Annotated in this window: 18 protein-coding genes and 2 pseudogenes; 11 read left to right on the top strand and 9 right to left on the bottom strand. The window is 42.4% G+C overall.

Going from position 1 to position 22,204, the window contains the following annotated elements:
• Nucleotides 1-610: 610 nt before the first annotated feature.
• The 4 genes and pseudogenes from HC246_RS24490 to HC246_RS26145 all read right to left on the bottom strand — a co-directional run bounded on the left by HC246_RS24490 (nt 611) and on the right by HC246_RS26145 (nt 4,769).
• Entirely contained in the window at nt 611-1,426 is an 816-nt protein-coding gene (locus tag HC246_RS24490; protein ID WP_169366040.1) for a hypothetical protein, read from the bottom strand.
• A 585-nt stretch (nt 1,427-2,011) separates the two neighbouring features.
• The gene (locus HC246_RS24485) at nt 2,012-2,284 is read right to left on the bottom strand and encodes a response regulator (protein ID WP_318656004.1); all 273 of its coding nucleotides are present in this window, start codon (nt 2,282-2,284) and stop codon (nt 2,012-2,014) included.
• A gap of 231 nt (nt 2,285-2,515) precedes the next feature.
• Nucleotides 2,516-3,541 (bottom strand): annotated as a pseudogene (locus HC246_RS24480) (IS1/IS1595 family N-terminal zinc-binding domain-containing protein).
• A 245-nt stretch (nt 3,542-3,786) separates the two neighbouring features.
• Nucleotides 3,787-4,769 (bottom strand): annotated as a pseudogene (locus HC246_RS26145) (SDR family NAD(P)-dependent oxidoreductase).
• Between the two features lie 424 nt (nt 4,770-5,193).
• On the opposite strand from HC246_RS26145, the gene HC246_RS24465 reads away from it, so the two are divergent.
• From HC246_RS24465 to HC246_RS24450, 4 genes are all read left to right on the top strand, one after another.
• Nucleotides 5,194-5,442 (top strand): helix-turn-helix domain-containing protein, encoded by a 249-nt coding sequence (locus HC246_RS24465; protein ID WP_169366036.1) that lies wholly within the window; start codon nt 5,194-5,196, stop codon nt 5,440-5,442.
• 148 nt (nt 5,443-5,590) lie between these two features.
• A complete protein-coding gene (locus HC246_RS24460; protein ID WP_169366035.1) occupies nt 5,591-6,172 on the top strand; it encodes a hypothetical protein in 582 nt (193 codons plus the stop codon).
• Between the two features lie 4 nt (nt 6,173-6,176).
• Nucleotides 6,177-6,497, top strand: coding sequence for a hypothetical protein (locus HC246_RS24455; protein ID WP_169366034.1), 321 nt, complete (start codon nt 6,177-6,179; stop codon nt 6,495-6,497).
• Nucleotides 6,484-9,105, top strand: coding sequence for a hypothetical protein (locus HC246_RS24450; RefSeq protein ID WP_211167951.1), 2,622 nt, complete (start codon nt 6,484-6,486; stop codon nt 9,103-9,105). The genes HC246_RS24455 and HC246_RS24450 overlap by 14 nt, the downstream gene beginning before the upstream one ends.
• Here HC246_RS24450 and HC246_RS24445 read toward each other — a convergent pair.
• The 3 genes from HC246_RS24445 to HC246_RS24435 are packed head-to-tail and all read right to left on the bottom strand — an operon-like array spanning nt 9,102 to nt 13,706.
• Nucleotides 9,102-11,993: a type I restriction endonuclease subunit R gene (locus HC246_RS24445; RefSeq protein WP_169366033.1), complete on the bottom strand. Its 2,892-nt coding sequence runs from the start codon at nt 11,991-11,993 to the stop codon at nt 9,102-9,104. The two genes, HC246_RS24450 and HC246_RS24445, sit on opposite strands and share 4 nt — an antisense overlap.
• Nucleotides 11,994-11,999: 6 nt before the next feature.
• Nucleotides 12,000-12,677, bottom strand: a complete 678-nt coding sequence (locus HC246_RS24440) for a hypothetical protein (protein WP_169366032.1) — start codon at nt 12,675-12,677, stop codon at nt 12,000-12,002.
• 9 nt (nt 12,678-12,686) lie between these two features.
• Nucleotides 12,687-13,706, bottom strand: a complete 1,020-nt coding sequence (locus HC246_RS24435; RefSeq protein WP_169366031.1) for a restriction endonuclease subunit S — start codon at nt 13,704-13,706, stop codon at nt 12,687-12,689.
• Nucleotides 13,707-13,762: 56 nt separating this feature from the next.
• Between HC246_RS24435 and HC246_RS24430 the strand changes: the two genes are divergently transcribed.
• Nucleotides 13,763-14,451 (top strand): IS1 family transposase gene (locus HC246_RS24430; protein ID WP_169366030.1). Its coding sequence is split into 2 segments (ribosomal slippage): nt 13,763-14,095 and nt 14,098-14,451, totalling 687 coding nucleotides; the frame shifts between segments, so codons are not numbered across the junction.
• On the opposite strand, the gene HC246_RS24425 is transcribed toward HC246_RS24430, so the two are convergent.
• Both HC246_RS24425 and HC246_RS24420 read right to left on the bottom strand, forming a co-directional pair.
• The gene (locus HC246_RS24425; protein ID WP_169366029.1) at nt 14,407-14,715 is read right to left on the bottom strand and encodes a hypothetical protein; all 309 of its coding nucleotides are present in this window, start codon (nt 14,713-14,715) and stop codon (nt 14,407-14,409) included. The genes HC246_RS24430 and HC246_RS24425 overlap by 45 nt on opposite strands.
• The gene (locus HC246_RS24420) at nt 14,712-16,340 is read right to left on the bottom strand and encodes a type I restriction-modification system subunit M (protein ID WP_169366028.1); all 1,629 of its coding nucleotides are present in this window, start codon (nt 16,338-16,340) and stop codon (nt 14,712-14,714) included. The genes HC246_RS24425 and HC246_RS24420 overlap by 4 nt, the downstream gene beginning before the upstream one ends.
• A 166-nt stretch (nt 16,341-16,506) precedes the next feature.
• On the opposite strand from HC246_RS24420, the gene HC246_RS24415 reads away from it, so the two are divergent.
• The 6 genes from HC246_RS24415 to HC246_RS24390 all read left to right on the top strand — a co-directional run bounded on the left by HC246_RS24415 (nt 16,507) and on the right by HC246_RS24390 (nt 22,193).
• Complete coding sequence (locus HC246_RS24415) at nt 16,507-17,283, top strand: type IV secretory system conjugative DNA transfer family protein (RefSeq protein ID WP_225903110.1); 777 nt, start codon at nt 16,507-16,509, stop codon at nt 17,281-17,283.
• Between the two features lie 9 nt (nt 17,284-17,292).
• A complete protein-coding gene (locus tag HC246_RS24410; RefSeq protein WP_169366027.1) occupies nt 17,293-18,531 on the top strand; it encodes a hypothetical protein in 1,239 nt (412 codons plus the stop codon).
• Between the two features lie 9 nt (nt 18,532-18,540).
• Entirely contained in the window at nt 18,541-19,242 is a 702-nt protein-coding gene (locus tag HC246_RS24405; protein WP_169366026.1) for a hypothetical protein, read from the top strand.
• Nucleotides 19,243-19,279: 37 nt separating this feature from the next.
• Complete coding sequence (topA, locus tag HC246_RS24400; RefSeq protein WP_169366025.1) at nt 19,280-21,547, top strand: type I DNA topoisomerase; 2,268 nt, start codon at nt 19,280-19,282, stop codon at nt 21,545-21,547.
• 71 nt (nt 21,548-21,618) lie between these two features.
• Complete coding sequence (locus tag HC246_RS24395; protein ID WP_169366024.1) at nt 21,619-21,870, top strand: type II toxin-antitoxin system ParD family antitoxin; 252 nt, start codon at nt 21,619-21,621, stop codon at nt 21,868-21,870.
• Nucleotides 21,870-22,193 (top strand): type II toxin-antitoxin system RelE/ParE family toxin, encoded by a 324-nt coding sequence (locus tag HC246_RS24390; RefSeq protein WP_169366023.1) that lies wholly within the window; start codon nt 21,870-21,872, stop codon nt 22,191-22,193. Before HC246_RS24395 ends, HC246_RS24390 begins: the two co-directional genes overlap by 1 nt.
• Nucleotides 22,194-22,204 lie beyond the last annotated feature (11 nt).

Below are 22,204 nucleotides of genomic sequence, written 5' to 3'. Positions count from 1 at the left end.
AAACCTCTGATTGAACCACAAGCGGAGTAACACATAGTCAGATGCAACAATCTCGTTTTGTCTCTGAGAAAGTTCACAGATAACATCTTAATCAGGGATCTCAAAACATTCTGTCATCAAGTATTTCCCTCTTGAGTCAGAGACTTCTATTAGGGATAAAGACGTTTTAAAATACTACTTGATTGAGAAATATAACGAAATAGACCTTATAAATTCCCACCAGATGAACCTCGACAAAGTAAATAATACTGCCTCATACGTGCATTGATAAACATCTAAATTGTTAGCAATTTAGTAGTACAAATATACTTTTCTAGCAAAGCTAGTAAGACTTTCTTATAGACAACTAGAATCATTTAATATTGCAGTCCTCATCCTATTCCAATAACTATAATAGTATAAGTTCTTTACTTTTGCAATCTTTTGTTTTTAATGATTTTTTGTTGAACATTAAATATCCTAAAAACCCGCATCTTCATTATTTTTTATTAGTAGATTGTTTTATCATCCTCTTTAAGGATAGACTTCACATAAAGTTTCTAGACTTTACACAATCTACCTTGCATTCTTTGCAGTACATTATTACAATACTTAGTTTAAGGATTAACCTTTACTTTGCATCACTACCCAACATAATAACTACTCCAGAAAAATTTTTATTAAGACGCTCTCTTTCGCGAATAGCATTACCTAAATCTCTATAAGAACGAACTTGAAGATAATATCGACCTCCAACGATTTTTTGAAAAGAATCAGAATTAATAATATTATTAGATTGTTTAAGATTTTTATTGTGTTCTAACGGAATGAGAACTTGATAGACTTTTTGTGTTTTAGTAGAAGACCGAGCAACTAATCGATTAGACAAATCTGAATTAGTATTTATTAAAGGATTAGAATCTGAAATCCAATTAGCATCTATTGATTGCACAGCAAAACCTTGACTACGTAAATTATTTGCAAGAATATTTGCAGTCTGTTGACTAGATAATGGGGCAGACAGAATTACATAGCGATTATTAAAAATTGCCCAAAAAGATGATTTCCCAGTCAACATTCTCACTTGTTGAATATCAAGGGCGGGATTTGCATTGACTTCGACCAGTAGAGCATTTGCTCGAAAACTTTTAGCAATCTCACTATTTTTACTTGAGAAAGAATGAATAACTGCATCTAGCCCCATTTTGCGGATTTGACTAACAAGGTATATAGATGCATTGACATCCTCAAAACTTCCTAAATAAGTCATTGAAGTCGTGAAATAACGACATGGAGAAACTGAAGTCGCTATAAATTCTGGTAATCGTGGTAGTTGATTGACAGGTCGATCTATGAAAACCGCATAGCGATCGCTGGCTAATTGCTGGCAGGTTTGAGAAGGAAATATATCATTATTTGTTGCTTGAGCAATGTCATTCAATCTCATGTTTGTGAAAAACAGACTGAATATGAATAACCATATAAATTTTAATGTGCTTGTGCCATACTTGCGTCTCTGACTTAACAGTTTCATATTGATGAAGCTATAGTATCAAATTGTTTCATTGGTAGAAATAAAGTTCATAAACTCGATAATATGAGATTCTTTAGTAATATTTACACTAGACTCTATAGACTGATTAGGTAAAATATACTAAAAAGATTTGAATACAATTACGATTATTAGGCAGGAAGATTTCGATTAAACCAAATAATGATCAAAGTCTACCTCCTATGTATTTAGTCCCAACTAGTTAGGATTTATGATTACAAATCTGCACTCAAAAGACTAAAATTATCTAAGCTTATATTTCTATTCCCTTATTTTAAAATGTATCACATAAATCCAAAGATTAGCAATATATTTTATTGATTAATATAAAACATTATAAACAGACAGATTTCAGGTTAGTGCGTTTTTGCTTGGTTAACCGCAAAAAGTTCGTATACCCAACAAGTATTTAATCTATATTTTTATGGTCATAAAAATATAGATTAAATACTACTCAATTATATGAATATATTTTTGCATTTATTTCTCTAAAAGAGATTGGATTGTTTGAAATAATTTCTTAATCTTAAATGGCTTGACTAAACATCTATCAACTCCTTGATTTAAGTAATGTTCGTGATCGCTAGGACTTGATAGAGCGATTACTGGGATATCTGAGTAATCCTGTAAACGAATTTGCTTAATTATTTCTAAGTCATTAATATCCTGTATTTCCAGATTGATAATTACTACATCTGGACGAATGCGCGTGATGATATCCATCACTTGTTGATGATCATCGGAATAAGTGATAACTTTAATATTGTCTAGCTTCTAAGTAGGATGCAACTGTAAAAAAAATCACATGTCTTCTTTTCTAAGAGTAAAATTATTAGAGGTTCGATGAATTTGTCTATGCTTAAGCTTTCATCCGTAGATACATCTAGCAACAAATTCTTAGGATTTTGGGATATAGTTGTGTAATGAAGCTTAACTTTAAATTGGTTCCTGTGCCTACTTCACTCAAAACACGGCACTGGGCAGTTAAATCGTGAGGGAGTGAAAGCCTCTTGAGGATAGTAATTCCAGCATAGAAAGCGGTCGATGATATAGCCCGATCGCCATAACTGGGGTCTTGTTCTTCCCTAAGCTCACATGAGGTCTTACCCAGTTGAGAACTAATCGTTGTACTGTAACTGCTCGTTGCAATCCCTCATTATTCTTAGCATACAGGTTTTGTCTACGACGATAAGCGCTACACCTTCTTCTCAAAGCACTGTTATTATATTAGCTTCATTATGATTAGCATGAACGTCACTCTTGTTGCTAATAGCAGTATAAGGATGTACTGGTTTTACCCATTCGACACGATGATTGCCCTGTGAACCCTTGATTTTGATGGCAACCTCCAATCCATGTCTCCATACCTTCCGATGTCCATACTCACGGCTTACTTCGGTGGATTTGAGGTATACACTTGCCATTTGCCACAGTTGTTGGGCATAACGTCTTTCTCCATCCGTAAACCATCGGATATATTGATTCGTCTTTGCCCATTGCCATGCTGTTTTCGTTGCTTTCGTAAATAGCTCAGTATTTTTGAGTCCTGCCTTTGCTTCAATCCAATAACGACTGTTGCGTTCGATGAATGTTACTGTCCATCCTTTAGGTTCACTGGGGGGAAGGCTTGCCGTGAGCGCCAGTCGAATGGTTCTCGCCAACGCGAGTATAGACTTCATCTCCTTCTATTGTAATATCTCCTCCTGCTGGGGCGGATGGACTCCATTGCTGTGACTGTGCTGCCAATTTTTGCTCCCATCTCATGATGCTGACATGGGATTTTTCCAGTACTCTCCCTCTGGCTCTGATTCCCATCCCTTCACTCCTCATCTTCATTGCTAGGGACACTACACTTGCTGGTGTTCTCAGTCTTGACATTGGTGTTCCTGTCCTTTCGCTAAATCTCTTGCCGCATCCTTTACACAAATAGTTCTGGATGGCTTTGCCATCTTGGTGGTGATGTTTGCCGTTTTTGATAATCTTTTCACTTTGGCAGTGGGGACATTCCATAGCTTTCTCCTTGACTCTGCCTCTATTTTCTCATACCACTATTTCAATGACCAGTGCCGAGAATCCACACCAAGATTTTTCTTAATACCATTAGTAGCTTCGTAGGAGCAGAAACCTTTGGAATCAATACTTACATTACTGTAGGAACAGTACCCGTTAATACGCTCTCATCCCTTCTATTGATCGGCCTTTATCTTGATTGGTAATGGACTGTAAAGTAGCCATCCCATTATTTAGAATCATCTTCAAATTTTGGGAGACTTGAGAACAGTTAGCACTAGAATCCACCAAGGTACTCGCAGATCGGGAATGAACTTAGCTTTGCTTTTAATCATTGGTAAACCTTGTGCTAATAAAAACCTGAGAGAGCGTAAAGAAACAGGAAGATATTGATATTCATCAACTATTCCATAGTTCGCAGCCAGTTCTGCCACAATCTGAACTTTACCAGTTCGCCGCATCAGGGCTGAATCATTACATAGCGCAGCAATTACTCTACCCACAAATAAAGGAGTTTCCCAATTAAACTTATCCGCGATCGCTGCAACACCAAGATTACTCTCATTATCCTCAAGGTTGTCATCAGCCAACTGGTGAAACTGCTCAGTACCGACAATCCCCGGCCAAAGTGAAATCGAAGCAACATTAAAGGGCTTGAGTTCGATCGCCATCTCAGCCGCAAGGCGATCGCAAGCATATTTACCAGTACCATAGGCAACGCCAAAGATTGGAGCCAATCCACCCCAAGAAGAAATCGTCACGATAAGCCTTGTTTGCTTTGGTTCATCATCTTTGCAGCAAAATGACTTGCCACATAATGACTTCGCAAACCGACTTGATTGCAAGCATCCCAAAGACTGAGATCTGCTTCCCAAAATGGTTTACCATTGGCAGCAATTAGCGATCGCACACCACCATAAGCATTATTCACCAAGAGATCTAATTGTCCATTTTGTTCGCGATCGATTTGCTCAAATAGAGTCTTAATTTGTTCATCATCACGATGATCAACGGAAACAGCAATACAGGTTCCGCCTGCTTTTTCGACTGCGGATTGCGTCTCTAATAAACTACCCAAAATAGAACCTGTAGAATCATCAACTTGAACACTACGTCCCGTGATATAAACCAATGCACCCGCTTCACCCAAAGCAATGGCAATACCTTTACCAATTCCCCTTGATGCGCCTGTTACTAATGCAACTTTCCCTTTCAAATCTCCTGCCATGAAATATTATCTCTATTGTGTGAACTACTTTACAAGTATCGCTTACTAATGAATGGGTGATCGGCATCACTAACTTTTAGAATTTTTTAACTTTTTCTTAGCCCCATTTCTATTAGTAGCTATGGGAAAATCAGAATAGTCCCAATGAAATACTTCAATCATCTAATTGAAAACCTTATGTAAATCGAAATTGAGAAGATGATAAGTAATGGATTGGTGAAAGTTCTCAAACACTCTTGAGAATGATTTATTCATTGTCAAAGGACATAATTACATAAAACATTTTAGTCAAAGAAATTAACAAATAATTGTCCGACAAAGCAATGAATAGTATTCCAGAATACCTAAAAACTTAACTTAGATTCATTGATATCAGCTAAACAAGTAGACTTTGAGCCAAACTTTACAAAATGTTATTTGAAACATGGAAAGACTAAAAATCACCCTCACCATAGCCGATTATCGTCACTGTGTAGCTCTTTGCTTGAGAGGTCATAGCCATGCCTCAACGATCAATCGCGCACAGGTATTACTAGCCTTACATGACGGTGTAGATATCTCCGAAGTAATGCGAGTGCTGCGGGTTAAAAGAACTCGTCTCTGGCGATTGCGGAAGCAATATCTGCAAGGTGGCTTAAACGATGCCTTAGCAGATCGGCGGCGGCGATCATGATGTTTCAAATACAGCCTAAATTGACTGTGGATATAGGATTCGATTCTTGACGGAAAAAGAATTAGAGATCAGAATGCTCTTAAAAGCAGAGCTCCAAAGGCAAGGAGATTACCTTGTTACTTACCTATAGCTCCTGTAGCGAAACACTATGAAAACCTATCTAAGTCATCCTATGAGAATTACCCATAGTCCCCACCGCAGCAACTTCCTCAACCAAATCCAAAATCCCCAATTAGCCGCTTTAACGGCTGCGATTGTGGGAATTGTCATCACCTTTACTTGCTCTAAAGGGATGTATCTCACGGCACTACTTGCCTTGATTGGCTTACTGTTAGCCTTCCCGAAAGTATTGCTGATGCTCTATGGCAAATTCGAGCAACTGATTCGGCATTACAAATACAGTCCCGTTTTATTACTGGGCATAGCCATTGGCTTCCTGATTGGTTTACTGTTGATTTTTACAGTGGAGCCAGCCCAAGCCCAGTTTTTTAATAAAACCCAGACATGGATGACCAGTGCAATTCCTGGAATAAACACAGGACTGGTTGCCCTAATCTTCAACGTGTTGCGAGCCTTGTTTGTGATCTATCTAGGCATTGGACTGGTGAAGGTGATTCAATCAGCCAGAAATGATGATGATTGGCAGCAAATGGCGAGAACTCCGTTGATTTTGGTAGTGACGGTGACGATGGGCGACATTTTGGCAGGCATTATCACAGGTGCAGCCTAAAGCTATGGCAGAAGAGTACAAATTCCGTAAGGTCAATGCCATTCTGGGTGCAAGTCCTAAGATTGGTCCTTTTCCCACTGAGTTAATTATTCCTTGGGCAATCATCAGTTTTACCATATTCATGATTTGCTATGTGGTGCTGAATCTGCCTTGGTTGTGGGTATTGCTAATTGTGGCTTGGGGTGATGCGACATGGTGGATCTTGACAGGTTCAAAACCCTATCGATTTTTATCAAAGTTTATCCCTGTGCCGCGATGGACGCGAGGCGTTTATCAGTACAGGGGGATGCGTAAGCAGGAGGCAAAGAAATATGCAGAGCGTTAAGCAGAAAAGATATCGCCATTTTGAAAAAGAGCTAGCCGTAGAATGTCTGCTCAAGTTCGAGCTACGCGGTCGTGCTGTCAGTTGCTTTTTGCTCAAGCAAGGTCAATCGTCATTAGAGTCATTGCAGTTTGTATTTGGCTGGGAGTCGAAGGGGATTCACACAACGCTATCAACTGAGCAGGAGGAATCGCTCTTTGAAGCGATTCAGTCAGGGTTAAAAGATATTCCTGACGGCGAAAAGCTGACGGTACATTTTGGTTCGGTTAGCTCCGACAGCGATCGCCAAAATCAATTGCAAGAACTCTACGAACAAGCGGATACGCCGCAGCTCAAGTTTCTAGTGATGGGTGAAAAGCAAAGGGTACAGGAGTTAGCAAAGTCAGGACTACGCAAACCAAAGTTCTTGAGACTCTATGCCACTTATACCCTACGTGGTTCCACGACTGGAGGTAATGATGTGCTGGAAAAAGCACTGGCTTGGATACAGAGGCTATCGCAGCAATTGATGGGTCAAGAAAAGGAAATCGAGCAGGAGCGTCATGAGATTGCCTTTGCCAAGGCATTTACCGATGGCTTCTTGAACTGGGAACAAATTCTGGTTAATCGCATGGGTTTAGACCTGCGTCCCTTGACTGAGCATGAACTCTGGGAGCATCTCTGGCGGCAATTTAACAGCAGCAACCCACCTGCGATTCCCCAATTGTTGGTGATGTCTGAGCGTGGTGTGGAAGAGCGCATCAATACGCAGGTGCATCTGAAAACATTATTGCTAGAGCGTCCCGATTCGATTCCCTTTGCCGACAATGGTTTCGTGCATCTCAAGGGTGAATATATCGGCGTACTCACCTTCATGGATAAACCAGGGGGTTGGGTATCCAAGGGTAAACAGATGCGCTATCTCTGGGAGGCGATCGCCCGTGACTCAGTGGCAAATACGGAAGTATTTTGTCAGTTCACAAGAGCCAATGAAACCATTGTCAAAGCGAATATGCAACGGGTTACGAAGCAAAGCATTGTCTCGCAAGAGCAGTCTGCTTCCTTGAATAACATCAACGTCAATGCGTCGCTAAAACAGCAAAAAGCAGTCAAGGCTCAAGAAGCTCTTTATGAGGGAGCCATGCCCATTAACGTGGCGGTAGCTGTCTTAATTCGTCGTCCTAATTTGATTGCTCTTGATGATGCTTGTCGCTATTTTTGCAGTTGCTTCCAACGTCCTGCATGGGTAGAACGCGAAACTGAATATGCATGGCTAATGTGGAAACAAACTCTACCAGTGACTGTGGGTAATTTGCTAGCTCAACCCTTCCCCCGTCGTCATGTTTATTTGTCTGATGAGGCAGTTGCTTTTACTGGTTGTGTGATGCCCAGATCGGTCGATGAGACTGGCTTTGAACTGATTACCGAAGAAGGTGGAATGCCTTTATATATCGACGTGCGAAAGCATCGCAATATTGGTATTTTTGCAACCACCCGTGCAGGTAAGTCGGTATTGGTATCGGCGATTTTGTCTCAAGCCCTATGCCAAGAACAGCAAATTGTGGCTCTCGATTTCCCAAAACCTGATGGCACGAGTACGTTTACGGACTATACCCATTTCATTGGCGAATTGGGAGCCTATTTCGACATTAGTAAAGAGTCATCGAATTTGCTGGAATTACCAGATCTACGTGCTTTCGATACTGAACAAGCAGAGGAACGGCTGCGAGATTTCAAATCCTTTGTGGAATCGGCGCTGATGACAATGGTGTTCGGGGCAAGTCAGCATGACCTCTCCTCATCGGAAAGGCAACTGCGGCAATTGATCAGGGCTTTGTTAGTGCCTGTGGTCAATGCTTTTTTTGACGATCTGCAAATTAAAGCTCGATATGACAAAGCGATCGCTGATGGATTCGGTACAGAAGCATGGAGCAATATGCCCACACTGTCGGATTTTCTCGATTACTTTCTGACAGAGGGCAAAGCGAATATTACCTCCGATGTTGCCGATAGCGAACAGATCGATCAGGCGACGAATCAAATTGTGATTCAACTGCGATTTTGGCTTAATTCCCGAATCGGTCGCGCCATTTCCCGTCCATCCACTTTTCGTAGTGATGCGAGATTGTTGGTGTTTGCCCTACGAAACCTATCGGAAGCAGAGGATGCGGCGATTTTAGCTTTATCAGCATATTCCGCCGCCCTAAGACGCGCTTTATCCTCACCTGCCAGCATCCTATTCATTGATGAAGCACCAATTTTATTTGAATATCCCACGATCTCAGAAATGGTGGCGCGGCTCTGTGCCAATGGAGCCAAAGCAGGAATCAAGGTAATTATTTCCGCACAAGACCCCGACACGATCGCTAGATCTCCCTCTGCGCCAAAAATCCTGCAAAATCTATCCACCAGATTAATCGGTCGCATCCAACCTTCGGCAGTGGATAGCTTTGTCAGCATCCTCAAATATCCCAGAGAGGTGATTGCCCAGAATGCGGAGGAGCGGTTCTTCCCGAAACGTGAGGCGATCTATTCGCAATGGCTGCTGGATGACGCGGGTATTTATACCTTCGTGCGCTTTTTCCCTAGCTATATCCAACTGGGCGTAGTGGCAAACAATCCTATCTGCTAAAGGCGATCGCTATTATTATCTTCCTCTTCAAATGCGCCAAGAGCGTCATCGAATTTGTTGATAATGTCGAGGAATTGCGATACAACGCGATCAAAGATTTTTTTGCGCTCTAATAGTTTGGGCTTTTCGTTACAGGCGTTTAGAACTGTATCGCGTAACGGTTCTTTGCCAGTAAATTTGTAGTCGGCGATCATTTGGTTGACGGCTTCAGGTTTTAAATTTTCCTTAGAGCAGAGTTGCTGAATCGCGACCATACGTTCTTGATTCCAGAAGTTCTGAAATACGGTGGCGATCGCATCTTCTGGCTTAATTGTGGGCATTCGCTCATCAATGAATTTTTCAATGAGATCGCGTTTGCTGCGTAACTGGACTTCTTGCCCAACAAGTTCGAGAATAGCCTCTTTTCTCTTCTGATAGTCTTCTTCAGTGGTTTTGGTGTTTTGACGGAGTTCAGCTAGGAGTTTGAGAATGTAGGAGACGTTGATTTCATCGCGCTGTATGAGTTCTAGTTCAAAATCAACTTCTTCAATGAGAGATTTATCTTCTTCCTCTTTGCGCGATCGCGTTTTGTCGTGGATGTCGAGATACTTGCTCTTATAATCATCAAAGGTCTGTTCGTTCATGTTGAGGGCAGTAAAATCAAACTCGGTGAAGGATTTACTAACGTTTAGTAAACGGATGAGATTACGAAAGGCTTTGACAAATTTAACTTGGTCGTCTTCGCTGATGAGTTTGTTAACATCGTTGGGGATAGAGGCGATCGCTCTTAATTCCTGCACGCCTTTGTTAAACTCTTCGATGTAATGTTCGTAGGGTTCGATAAAGATCTCTTCATTGGCGTTAGGATCGGAAAAGAGAGCGACGGCTTGATCGGTGTTGTCTTTGAGGTTGCGGAAGCAGACGATATTGCCTTGGGATTTGAGTTCGCCTAAAATGCGATTGGTGCGGGAATAGGCTTGAATTAGTCCGTGATACTGGAGATTTTTATCGACATAAAGTGTGTTGAGCTTTTTGACATCGAAGCCCGTGAGAAACATATTGACGACTAACAAAATATCAGCACGTTCGCTATCTTGAGCATTTTCCCGATCACGGTCTTTCATCCGTTTAGAGATGTCTTTGTAGTAGGTATAAAAGGCTTTGCTGTCTCTGGCAGAATGTTGAGTTTGATAGAGGGCATTGTAATCGGTGATAAATTCGGTGAGTTTGTCGCGACTGTGGGAATTGGCTTTTAAATCAGTTTTTAAATCAAAGTCGGGTTCACCAATTAAGCCGTTTGCGTCGTCGTCCTCTTCGTTAATGCTGGGGGTGAAGATCGTCACGATTCGCAAGTCATGTAAACCCTGTTTTTGTTTGTTTTTAAAGGTTTCGTAATAAGTTAGTAAGCTATCAATATTACTGACGCAAAGGATCGCAGAGAATTTTTTATTGTGGGTTTTGCGGTTATGGTTGGCGATGATCCAATCAACGATTAGGGAAATGCGATCAGGGTTTTCAAAAAATTCGCGATCGAGTTTGGGTTCGGTGATGAGGCTGCCGTCTTTGCGCTTAATTTTCCCCCAATATTCAACGGAGAATTTAAGCACGTTTTCATCGGCGATCGCATTGGTGATCACATACCTATGCAAGCATTCTTCAAATAAATCTTTAGTGGTGCGTTTGCCATAAGCATTGCTGGCGGAGTTGTCAGCGAAAATGGGTGTACCAGTGAAGCCGAACATTTGGGCGTTGGGGAAAAATTTGACAATATTTTTGTGGGTTTCGCCAAATTGGGAGCGATGACATTCATCGAAAATGAAGACGATACGTTGATCTCGTAGGAGTGACATGACGGATTCATGGCGCGGGTTACGGATGGCGTTATTCAGTTTTTGGATGGTGGTGACGATGAGATTGCTATCGCCTGTCATCTGATTGACGAGTTCTCTGGTGCTATCGGTGGTGTCTACGCAGTCGGGGCTGAAGTGGTTGAATTCTTTGCTGGTTTGGTAATCGAGATCGGCGCGATCGACTACGAACAGCACTTTATGGACTTTGGGGAGTGCGGTGAGGATTTGGGCTGCTTTGAAGCTGGTGAGGGTTTTGCCTGAGCCTGTGGTGTGCCAGATGTAGCCGTTTTTGTCGGTGTTTTTGACACGCTCAATGATCGCTTCGACGGCGTAATATTGGTAGGGACGCAGCACCATCAGCACTTTGTCGGATTGGTGCAGGACGATGTATTTGCAGATCATTTTGGAGAGGTGGCATTTCTCCAGAAAGGCGGTGGCAAAGTCGTCGAGTTGGGTGATTGGGTTATTTTTTACATCTGCCCAGTAGAAGGTTTGTTTGTATTCTTGTTTGCGGTTGTTGGCGTAGTAGCGAGTATCTACACCGTTGGAGATGACAAATATTTGCACATATTGAAATAGTCCAAAGTCTGCGCCGTAGGAGTGGCGTTGGTAGCGGTTGATTTGGTTGAAGGCTTCTTTGAGATCGAGTCCTCGGCGTTTGAGTTCGATTTGGACTAGGGGAAGCCCGTTGATTAATAAAGTTACGTCGTAGCGGTTTTTGTATTTGCCTTGTTGGGCGATCTGGTTGGTGACTTGGTATTGGTTTTGACACCAATGTTCAATATTTAAAAATTCTAAATAAGTGGCTGTGCCATCATCGCGGATGAGTTCCATTTTGTCGCGGAGGCGTTCGGCGCGATCGAAAACATTGCCTTTGTCGAGGTGATTGAGGACTCGCTTAAATTCTTCGTGACTGAGTTGGGTTTTATTATGTTTTTCGAGTTGGGTTTTGAGGTTGTTTCGCAAATCTTCGGCATTGCGGATGGTGACGGGTTCGTAGCCGAGTCCCGTTAGGCGATCGATCAAGTTTTGTTCTAGTTGTGCCTCAGATTCAGTCATGGGTTCCTACTCTTCGTCTAATAGTTCTTGTTCATCCAAGAAGGTTTGAAGCTTGATCGTATAGTCTTCATAGTATAGTGTGTATAAAGCTTGGCTATATAGTAGTTTTCCTTCATAGGGATAATCTTCATCTAGAAATTCGTTAAACTCTGGATTGTCTTCATATCTAATTAAATCTTTTTCTATCTCAGGTTCTTCTTTAATCTGTTCTAATTTAAAACTAAACAATGAGGAGATTAGATAACGGGATATGCTTTCGGTAATTTCTCTTAAGAGTCGAGATAAATCTTGATCGTTAATTAGTTCTTTTGGTATATGCCTCCCATGTGATAATTCGCCTCGGCTATTTCGTATGCCATTAATGGATATTCCTGTTTTTCCAAGCTGAACCACAAAGTCCCTTTCATAGACATCATCATTTTTTTGAAGTAGCTTCACAGCCTTCCTTATGAGTTCGTCAGTTCTCATAGAGTTTAGCTTGTCTATTTCAACTGAATCAATTTGGGTGATAATGGTTCTGCAAATGCTTTGAAGAAGGGAGTTACAGCAATCTGAGCTGACTCCCATATTTAAATCTTGGTGATAGCTTTCAATTGCACTAATGAATTCACCAAATGCACCATAGTATTGAAAATCAGGAAATTCTTTAATATGTCTTTTTACTAATGCTTCTAAGCTATCCATAACACTCCACTATACAAACATTTTTTGTAACAAGCCTTTTTTGAATTGTTCGGTTAAATTAATTTGCTTGGCAACGGCTTCAATTTTTTGGTCAATTGCTATTAGAAAGTCAGCTATTTTTCCCTGCTCTTTCTCGTCTGGAACTTCAATTTCAATATTTTTTAAGTGAGAACTATATAAATGAACAACGGTATTCCCTTGTGCTGCACTAGCTATTTCATATTTTTTATAATGGTTCAAATAATGCGCCAAAAATCTTCCATCCATCTTACTTCTGAGAATGTTTATATCACCTCCTAGTATGACTCCTTCTACGCAAACACAAGCAGCTTTTGCTATATCAATCGCTGTTTCTCCAGAAGACGGAATAATTACATCATTTACCTTGCTCAGAATCAAGTCATCAGGCTCTAAATTAGTCCTAGAAAAAACATAATTTATTATTTCGCCATACATGGTATACAGTTCTGCATATCTAATACACTTTAATTTACCTGTATTATCCAAGTTTTCTTTTGATATACCTTTACCCTTAGAAAAAGTTGCTACTTCTCCTAACTTTTTTTCCTCCCAATTGGGAAAAGGCTTCCCGTCGTCGCCTTTAAATCGAATTTGTTGAGAAAATATTTCCTGCATTACGCCGCGTTTATAGGTTTGCAGGAGTTCGTGCTTGCGGCGCAGTTGGGCGAGGCGGGTATCTACTGCCCCCAGAAAACTCGCTATCTTTTCCTGTTCTTTCAAGGTAGGAATATTGACTTTCCACTGATACCACCGTGAAACGTTAAAAAGCATTTTTTCAACATGAACGCCGATACTAGAATGAAAGCAAACTTGTTGAAAATATATAGTATGTGTGAGAAAATCCCAGAATTGAGGAATAATCTTATCTGTAAAATTAAGAACCAAATATTCATTAGAAACTATTGAGCCTTCTAGCTCTTTAGGCACAAATCCACAAGCTCCATGTACTATTTGGCGCTTCGATATCACGAAGTCACCCGCTTGGATATAAAACTGTTGGCGTTGCATAAATGAGGGATGAATGAGTAAATATTAAAGATAACGAGTTTAAGCAATGAAAAACAATGAAATGTCCAAAGTGTGGTTTAACACATATTCGTAAAAATGGGAAACGAGGAGACAAACAAAATCATATTTGCGCTGATTGCGGTCGTCAGTTCATTGATCATTACTCAGTGCTGGGATATTCCCAAGATGTCAAAAAAATATGCCTAAAAATGTACTGCAACGGCATGGGATTTAGACAAATTGAGAGATGTACCGATGTTAGTCACAACTCAGTCATCAACTGGGTTAAGGAAGCAGCCAAGCAATTACCAGAACATCCACCGATTGAGACTATTCCTGATGTTGGTGAACTGGATGAACTCCAGACTTTTGTTGGGTCAAAAAAAACTTGATTTGGCTATGGACTGCGGTGAATCATTTTAGCCAAGGTATCTTGGCTTGGGTATTAGGGGATAGGAGTAGCAAAACCTTTGAACCTCTATGGACATTGATTAAGGTTTGGCAATGCTATTTCTGGGTTACCGATGGCTACTGTGTCTACAAAATGTTTATCAACTCGGAAGATCAAATTATTAGCAAAACCTACATGACCAGAGTTGAGGGTGAAAATACGAGACTGAGACATTATCTTGCCAGATTGCATCGCAAAACTTTATGTTATTCAAAATCTGAACAAATGTTGCGGTATTCAATTCGTCTGTTAATTCATTATCTCAAGTACAAATCGATTCCCACCTTTTCTTGATTCATCCTTCATTTGTGCAACGCCAAACTGTTTCTTTACAGCAATTTCTCGTCCTTTAAGTTCTTCTCGTTTAACAATTCCACCCCGCGATCGTTTCGCCGTGACTAATGTATATGTTTCATTATCATCCATTTCTACAGGTCTAACAATCTCCGTCACTAGCTTGCCGATTGCAACGCTTTTCCATCCATTCTGAGCAGGTGATAGACGAGGTATCCCATGCTGAACCGATGGCGGATATTTTTGATGTGTTTGCTCACTCATAACGGAACCTCAATCCCCAACTCCTCACAAAACCCGCGAATCACCCGATCATTTTCCTCCATCTCCCGATCCATCGATCTCAACTCCAAAGCGATCGCCGCCAAATCAATCTCCTCCTCCTCCTCAAACGTATCCACATAACGCGGAATATTCAAATTAAAGTCATTCTCTTCAATCTCCGCCAACGGCGCACAATAGCTATATTTTTCTTCCTGTAAGCGTTGCCGATAGGTAGAAATAATTTTCTCCACATCATCATCCCGCAAAAAATTCTGATTCTTCGCCTTCTCAAAATGTGCGCTCGCATCAATAAACAAAATATCCTGCGGATGCTCCCGACACTTCTTAAACACCAACACACAAGTTGGAATACTCGTCCCATAAAAAATATTCGCAGGTAAACCAATCACCGCATCTAACCAATTACGCTCATTGATCAAATACTTGCGGATCTCCCCCTCCGCCGCACCCCGAAACAAAACCCCATGCGGCAACACCACCGCCATCGTTCCATTCTCATCCAAATGATGCAACATATGCTGCACAAACGCAAAATCCGCCTTAGAACTCGGCGCTAACCTCCCATACTGACTAAAGCGATCGTCTGACTCAAACAGCTTATTCGCAGTCCAATGCGCCGAAAAAGGCGGATTCGCCACCACAGCCTCAAACCGCATACCCTCATGCTGCGGATGCTCCAGCGTATCCTCTTGCCGCAAATCAAAATTCCGATAATGCACTCCATGCAAAATCATATTCATTCTGGCAAGGTTGTAAGTCGTGCGGTTCATCTCCTGTCCGTAATAATCCCCAACTTCATCCACCTCTCGCGCCACCCGCAACAACAACGAACCCGATCCACAAGTCGGGTCATATACTGACTTTAGCCGCCGTTTTCCCGTCGTTACAATTTTCGCCAACACCTTAGAAACTTGTTGCGGCGTATAAAACTCTCCCGCCTTCTTCCCTGCTCCACTGGCAAACTGTCCAATCAAATACTCATAGGCATCCCCCAGCACATCACTCTCGCTATCCTCCAACCGAAAATCAATCTTATTCAAATGAACCAAAATCTTGGCAATCAGTGCATTCTTCGCCTTTGGAGTCCGCCCCAACTTCGTCGAAGTCAGATCCAAATCTTCAAACAAATGATCGAAATCCTCCTCACTCTCTTTTCCCATCGTCGATCGCTCGATGTTATTCAGCACCTGAGTTAGATCGTCCAGAATGAATACCGAACTCTTTTCAAAATCCTCATCCGTCAGCTTATCAATCTCCTCAGTCTGCTTATTGCCCAGCGATCGTTTTGCCAAAGCCCCAAACAACTCCGACGGCTTCAGAAAATAACCTAACCCCGCGATCGACTCCTCTTTAATAGCCTCTAAATATTCCTGACCCTCTGCTGACGACTCATCAAGCCCCAAAAAATCAATCTTATCCTCCGCCAAAATACCATTAGCAAAAAGATACTGACGCTCCGACAGGTACTTATAAAAAATAAACCCCAAGCAATAATCCCGAAACTCATCGGGATTCATCTTGCCCCGCAGCGTATCGGCAATATCCCAGAGTTGTTTATCTAATTTTTTCTTTTGTCCGTTGGTTCTGTTTTGTCCGTTCGTCATTGATCCTTCGTACTAGGCGATCGCTAGTACAGCCAAAAAATATTGTCAGATTAGAGTATAGCCTCTAACCAGCGTCTAAACCTCGCATCAACAATCTATTTCCTCAAAGCGATCGTTATTCCTGTGAGTCGTGATTTTTAGGCGATCGCTTAATAATTATTGGTCTTTGAAAGGTAAGCAATTGCTGATTATCGGCATGAAGCGGGAAAAGCAGGATGTAGTTGCACCATTGCTGGCAACAGTTTTGCATATGATTGTTACCCGTAATGTGGTGTCCACTAAACGCGAAGATCCTTTACTAGTAGCGATCGATGAGTTGCCAACTTTGTATTTACCGAGCCTTGTCCAATGGCTGAACGTTCACCGTGAGGATGGCTTGTCCTGTATGTTGGGTTTCCAAAATCTCGTTCAGTTAGAAGAAACCTATGGCAAGGAAGTATCAAGAGCAATCTTTGGTGGCTGTGCAACCAAGGCGATTTTCAATCCCCTTGAGCCTGAATCAGCGAAGATTTTCTCTGATTATTTAGGGGATGAGCATTTGAAATACAAATCCAAGTCCCGTAGTTCGGGTGGTGGTAGGACTAGCAGCAGTACATCGGATCAGGAACGTACACGCAAACTATTTGCTCCAGAGGATTTTCTCAAGTTACCGCAAGGTAATTGTATTCTCATCTCCCCCGGCTATAGCTCTAAGAAGGAAGCAAATGTGCCTCGGCGTTGCCATATTAAAATCCCCAAAGTTGATGCAGAGAGGGCTGATAAGAGCAAGTCTAAATGGGAGGCGCTGAAGCTTAAGTTAGTGCAAAAAGGACATCAAGTACCAATTACGGATGCGGCGATCACTTTGCGTAAGGATTACTTTCAAGTGTATTTTCCTTTACCTGCCAAAGATGCAATTAATGCGCCCAAGTCCACTGTCCCTGCTTGGGCTGAAGGTTTATAGAGGTAAATTATGGTTTTTATACAAGCATCGGAAGCGTCTCAGGCTAATGTTCAGCAATTGGCGATCGCGCAAACTACGATTGAAGCTTTAGCGGAACTGCTGAGACAATTGTTAGCCAAGCAGGAAGAGCAATTGCAAGAGAAAGATGGAAACAAGCAACAGCCTGAGTCTTCGGGATTCAGTGATACGGAGTGGGATCGGGTATCTCAGCAATGGGATCGAGACATTATGGATGATTGGTGGCGCAGATATCAGGCTGCACCAGATCGCTCAGCTAATTCTGAGACTTCACAGGCTTTGGCTGTAACTTTGCATAGTCCTCGCGATAAGGACGATCCAGATTTGGCGATGTTACCCAACTCGCCCATTCAGCCGTCACCGCTATCTGGTAGTAATCTGCCGTCACTTCCTCAATCATCGCAGGCAACCTTGCCAGTTCTTGTGGAACAGAACTATATCAATCTGGATTGGCGAGATTTCCCCAAAATAGAATTAGCAGAGTTACTGCGGCGCGATTTGGATGGGGATGGGATTACTGATATAGATGAACTGCGGATGGGACTCAATCCTCGCAGCATTGATACTGATGGCGATGGTATCAGCGATCGCGATGAGTTAGGACGGTCTAATCCTCTATTGTTTGACGACTTCCGACAACAGGTGATGGCGGCAGTTTCAGTTGCCCTAGTTGCGAAATTAGGTGTCGATGGCAAGTATGAAGCGGAAAACTATTGCATTCAGTCTCAGGACAATTTCTATGAGATTTCTAATCTTGAGGGTGAGGCGATCGCTAAGTTTGAACTGCAAAGCGATCGGGCTGTGTTTACGGTGGATAGGACTACTGTTAATCAGCAAATTGACTTTACGAAAACAGCTTTCAAAACAACCACTGTGGATATGGCAAGTTTGACTCCAAATCAGGGTTATCTGGCGGCAGTAGATAAACTAGGCGATCTGGCTCCTGCTGGTGCTAGGGGTGTGGTGGTTGTGGAAAATGTCCTTAATGAAACTGGTCAGGAGTCTTTCAAGGGCGAGTATTACAATTTCCAAAGGAATAAAGATGGTGATATCGCCATTGTCAATAACCATACTGGCGAAGATATTTTGCGGACTACTCAAGGGAAAATCTCTCTTAATGCGATGACCCCGACTGATTTAAACAACTTCCAGCAAGCATTCCAACGGATGAATTTGCCTCAGCCAGCGTTAGAGCAATCTAGTCCAGTTAGTCCAGATTTAGAGCGTTAGGTAAAGTCAATGATTACTGCGAACCCAGATCTGACTAAGTTCATGGCTGTGTTTAACCAAGTTGTGGAACTGCATAGCGTCCATATTTTAGCGATCGCTGAACGAGAAATGACTTCTAGTACTTTGACGGATTTAACAATGATCGATAAAGATGATGTATTTGACGAAGCATGGCAACCATCTCAGGTGCGAAGCAAAGGTAGCGATCCTAATTCGGGTGCTGCCGATACTCCGCAGGTGAATGCTATTACTACAGAACAGAACCAGAGCAATTATGCAACGCAAATTCAGAATCTGGCTCTGTCAATGTTTGATGGGTTGAGTAATCTGCGTAAGGATAATTCCGAGCGTAAAACTGAAGATGTTAAAACTGCTGCGATTTCCAGTTCTCCTAATCAAATTACTGATGCAGAACGAGATCTGAAACTGGCGCGTGATTGTCGCGAACTGTTGCAAGTAAAAGGCAGAGATGATGGTAATAATCTTGTCTTTGAGCGTCCTGATGGTAAGGGGAATTACAAGTTCAATCTCGAAAAAGACTCGGATACAATGACTTTAAACGCAAAGGATCGTCCTGTTAATCCAATTCTGGTTGAGTCGCAGGGTATGGTCGTAGAATCCCATGTTACCGATCTTGATGCGGCAAATATTGCTAGGGCTGTGGAGATGTTAAACGTACAACAATCTAAACCTATTGAAAATCATAAGTAAGTCTGTTTGGTGGTAAAGTTTACACAGGTACAAAAACATGAAAAAGCTGTTACTCGTTGAATCTCCATCCAAGTGCAAAACCATTCAAGCCATCCTTGGCAGTGAATGGCAAGTAGAAGCTTCCTTTGGTCACTTTACGGAACTTGCCAAAGATGGTGAAGATAGCTTGGGCTTTACGATGCACAAAGATACCAACAAAATTGAATGTCGCTACCAATTGACTGAAGGCAAAGGTCAACAGGTAGTCGCTAAACTACGTGAAGTTGTGAAGAATGCTTCAGAAGTGGTGCTGGCTACCGATGGCGATCGCGAGGGTGAGGGGATTGCTTGGCATTTACAACAGCAACTCAAGTTGCGTAATCCTAAACGTGCGGTCTATAACCAGATTACGCCTACGGCGGTTAAAGCCGCGATCGCCAATGCTCATCAGTTAGATTTGAACTTGATTTCGGCGCAACGCGCTAGACAATGTTTGGATCGGTTGATTGGGTTTAAGGTTTCGCCTTTAGTACGGCGGACAAGTGGCGGTAGCTCGGCTGGTCGGGTGCAGTCGGTGGCTTTGCACATTGTCTGTCAGCGTGAACGGGAGATTAGTGCCTTTGTGCCGATTACTTACTGGTCTGTATGGACGGAATATGCTGAAGGCTTCACGGCTTTCTATGCGGGTAGTAGTGAGATAGAGCCTGTGCTTGACGATCAGGATGTTACCGATGATGCGGCGGAAGTGAATACGGAATCTACGGTTGAATCAAAACGGGTATTGTCGGAAGCGGAAGCAGCCAGAATTATTCAAGTTGCGCGTAATCATCCCCATGTCGTTCGCGAGGCTACGGGTGTCACTGCTCAGAAATCACCGTTGCCGCCTTTCATTACCAGTTCGCTCCAGCAAGCAGCTTCCGTGAGATTAGGGCTATCACCTGAAGAGACAATGAAGGTGGCTCAAGAGTTGTTTGAGGGTGTCGATTTGCCTCAAGGTCGTAAGGGTTTGATTACCTATCACCGCACTGATAGCACCAGTCTTGCGCCTGAGTTTTGTGCTGAGGTGAAGGAATGGCTGTCGAAACACGATCCTGATAATGTGCCTAAAAAAACTACTCGTTATCGTGAACAAGCTAATGCTCAATCCGCCCATGAAGCGATTCGTCCTACCTATTTGAGTATTACTCCAAAAACGGTGAGAGACCATCTCAGTGCGACACAGCATCAACTCTATGAGTTAATCTGGCGCAGAGCCGTTGCTTCTCAATGTGCGAATGCTTTGATTCAAAAAAGTCGGGTGATTATTCAGGCAGGTTCGACGCTCTGGCAAACTAGGGGCAGTATTCTCACCTTTGCAGGTTATACGCGCTATTGGAATGATTTGAGTAAAGATAAACATATTCCTGCGTTAACGAGCGGTCAGACCTTGGCTTTGGCAAATGCGGGGTTTACGCAGAAGCAAACTCAACCTCCTGCTAGGTATAGCGAGGCGAAGCTAGTACAAGTGCTAGAACGTCAGGGTGTGGGTAGACCGAGTACGTTTGCGGCGATCGTCAAGACGCTTAAGGATAGAACCTATGTGTTACTCAAAGGGAAGGTTCTCGAACCTACGGCTTTGGGAATGTCTACGGATGATGTGTTGCATAAAACTTTCCCTGATCTGCTCAGAGCCGATTTTACCGCAGGCATGGAGACGACTTTGGATGAAATCTCGGTGGGTAAGTTGGAGTGGCAAAGCTATTTGATTGGTTGGCATCAGTCCTATTTTCAGCCGATGTTGGCGCGAGCTTATACGAATCTCGGTGCGGATTTACAGCCAAGTAATCGTAAAAATGAGCTTTCAGATGTGGCTTGTCCTGATTGTAGTCATCCGCTCAGTAAGATTCCTTCTAAGAAGGTGAGTGGTGGGCATTTTCTCAAGTGTGAGCATGGCTGTGAGAATCTGGTGATGTTTTGGAGCGATCGCTGTAATCAGTGGGAGATTCCTCAACCGAAGGGTGAGAATGCAGTAACGGCGGAGGCGACTAGTTTTGCTTGTCCTGTTTGTGGTAAGCCTTTGGCTAAGTTTCCCTACAGTAAGGATGGTGTGGATAAGGTGATGTTGAAGTGTGCGGATGTGCAGGCGCGGCAACGCAAGGATCATGCGGATGTGGTCTTTTTCTGGTCTTCTCAGGAGAAGTGGTGGTCGAAGAAGTTTGGTGATTTGGATGAGGCGGCTAAGCCGAATTTGGGTAAGGTTTCAACGGGGAAGGAGAAGAAAGCTGCTCAGGGAAAGCCTAAACAGGCGGGTAAAGTAGCTAAGCCTAGTCCTAAAAAGTTATCTTGATTATAATGTTTGACAAAAATTGGCAATATTTGCCATAATTGAATTGTCAGAAATATACATAACTACTAGCTATGACTACAGTAAATATCTCTGTTCCTGATTCTATGAAGGCTTTTATAGATGAGCAGGTTGCTAAGGGTGGCTACAGTACTACGAGTGAATATATTCGGCAGTTGCTGCGTCAAGAGGCGGAGAGGGTTGCTCAAGCACGTTTGGAAACTTTGCTGTTAGAGGGTTTGGATAGTGGTGAGGCGATCGAGATTAATGATGATTGGTGGCAACAGAAACGGATTCAACTTCTAGAGAGACTTCGCAAAAAGTAATGACTAGAAGGATTTTAATTAGACCGATGGCTAGTGTTGACCTTGATGAGCAGTTTGCTTATATCGCTGAGGATAATTTTGATGCTGCTTTGAATTTTTTCGATGCTGCGAGACAGACTTTTTCACAGTTGGCGCAATTACCTAGCATTGGGAGTATTTACGATGTTAAAAATCCGCGTCTGGTTGGTTTGCGAAAGTGGTCAGTGAAGGGTTTTAATAAGCATCTCATTTTCTATTTAGATCGGAATGATTGCGTTGAAATTGTTAGGATTATTCATGCTGCAAGGGATGTTTTGCAGGTTTTAGCAGAAGAAGATTTATAAAGCAGTCACCT

It is taken from the genome of Pseudanabaena yagii GIHE-NHR1 (genome assembly GCF_012863495.1).
Taxonomy (GTDB): domain Bacteria; phylum Cyanobacteriota; class Cyanobacteriia; order Pseudanabaenales; family Pseudanabaenaceae; genus Pseudanabaena; species Pseudanabaena yagii.
This window is presented reverse-complemented; position numbering and strand designations above follow the sequence as displayed.

Excerpts from the sequence above, each read along its gene's own strand:
- HC246_RS24390 (WP_169366023.1), top strand. The coding sequence starts at position 21,870 with ATGACTAGAAGGATTTTAATTAGACCGATGGCTAGTGTTGACCTTGAT.
- HC246_RS24405 (WP_169366026.1), top strand. The coding sequence starts at position 18,541 with ATGATTACTGCGAACCCAGATCTGACTAAGTTCATGGCTGTGTTTAAC.
- HC246_RS24435 (WP_169366031.1), bottom strand. The coding sequence starts at position 13,706 with ATGCAACGCCAACAGTTTTATATCCAAGCGGGTGACTTCGTGATATCG.
- HC246_RS24460 (WP_169366035.1), top strand. The coding sequence starts at position 5,591 with ATGAAAACCTATCTAAGTCATCCTATGAGAATTACCCATAGTCCCCAC.
- HC246_RS24420 (WP_169366028.1), bottom strand. The coding sequence starts at position 16,340 with ATGACGAACGGACAAAACAGAACCAACGGACAAAAGAAAAAATTAGAT.
- topA (WP_169366025.1), top strand. The coding sequence starts at position 19,280 with ATGAAAAAGCTGTTACTCGTTGAATCTCCATCCAAGTGCAAAACCATT.
- HC246_RS24465 (WP_169366036.1), top strand. The coding sequence starts at position 5,194 with ATGGAAAGACTAAAAATCACCCTCACCATAGCCGATTATCGTCACTGT.
- HC246_RS24410 (WP_169366027.1), top strand. The coding sequence starts at position 17,293 with ATGGTTTTTATACAAGCATCGGAAGCGTCTCAGGCTAATGTTCAGCAA.
- HC246_RS24445 (WP_169366033.1), bottom strand. The coding sequence starts at position 11,993 with ATGACTGAATCTGAGGCACAACTAGAACAAAACTTGATCGATCGCCTA.
- HC246_RS24490 (WP_169366040.1), bottom strand. The coding sequence starts at position 1,426 with ATGAGATTGAATGACATTGCTCAAGCAACAAATAATGATATATTTCCT.
- HC246_RS24440 (WP_169366032.1), bottom strand. The coding sequence starts at position 12,677 with ATGGATAGCTTAGAAGCATTAGTAAAAAGACATATTAAAGAATTTCCT.
- HC246_RS24425 (WP_169366029.1), bottom strand. The coding sequence starts at position 14,715 with ATGAGTGAGCAAACACATCAAAAATATCCGCCATCGGTTCAGCATGGG.
- HC246_RS24450 (WP_211167951.1), top strand. The coding sequence starts at position 6,484 with ATGCAGAGCGTTAAGCAGAAAAGATATCGCCATTTTGAAAAAGAGCTA.
- HC246_RS24455 (WP_169366034.1), top strand. The coding sequence starts at position 6,177 with ATGGCAGAAGAGTACAAATTCCGTAAGGTCAATGCCATTCTGGGTGCA.
- HC246_RS24395 (WP_169366024.1), top strand. The coding sequence starts at position 21,619 with ATGACTACAGTAAATATCTCTGTTCCTGATTCTATGAAGGCTTTTATA.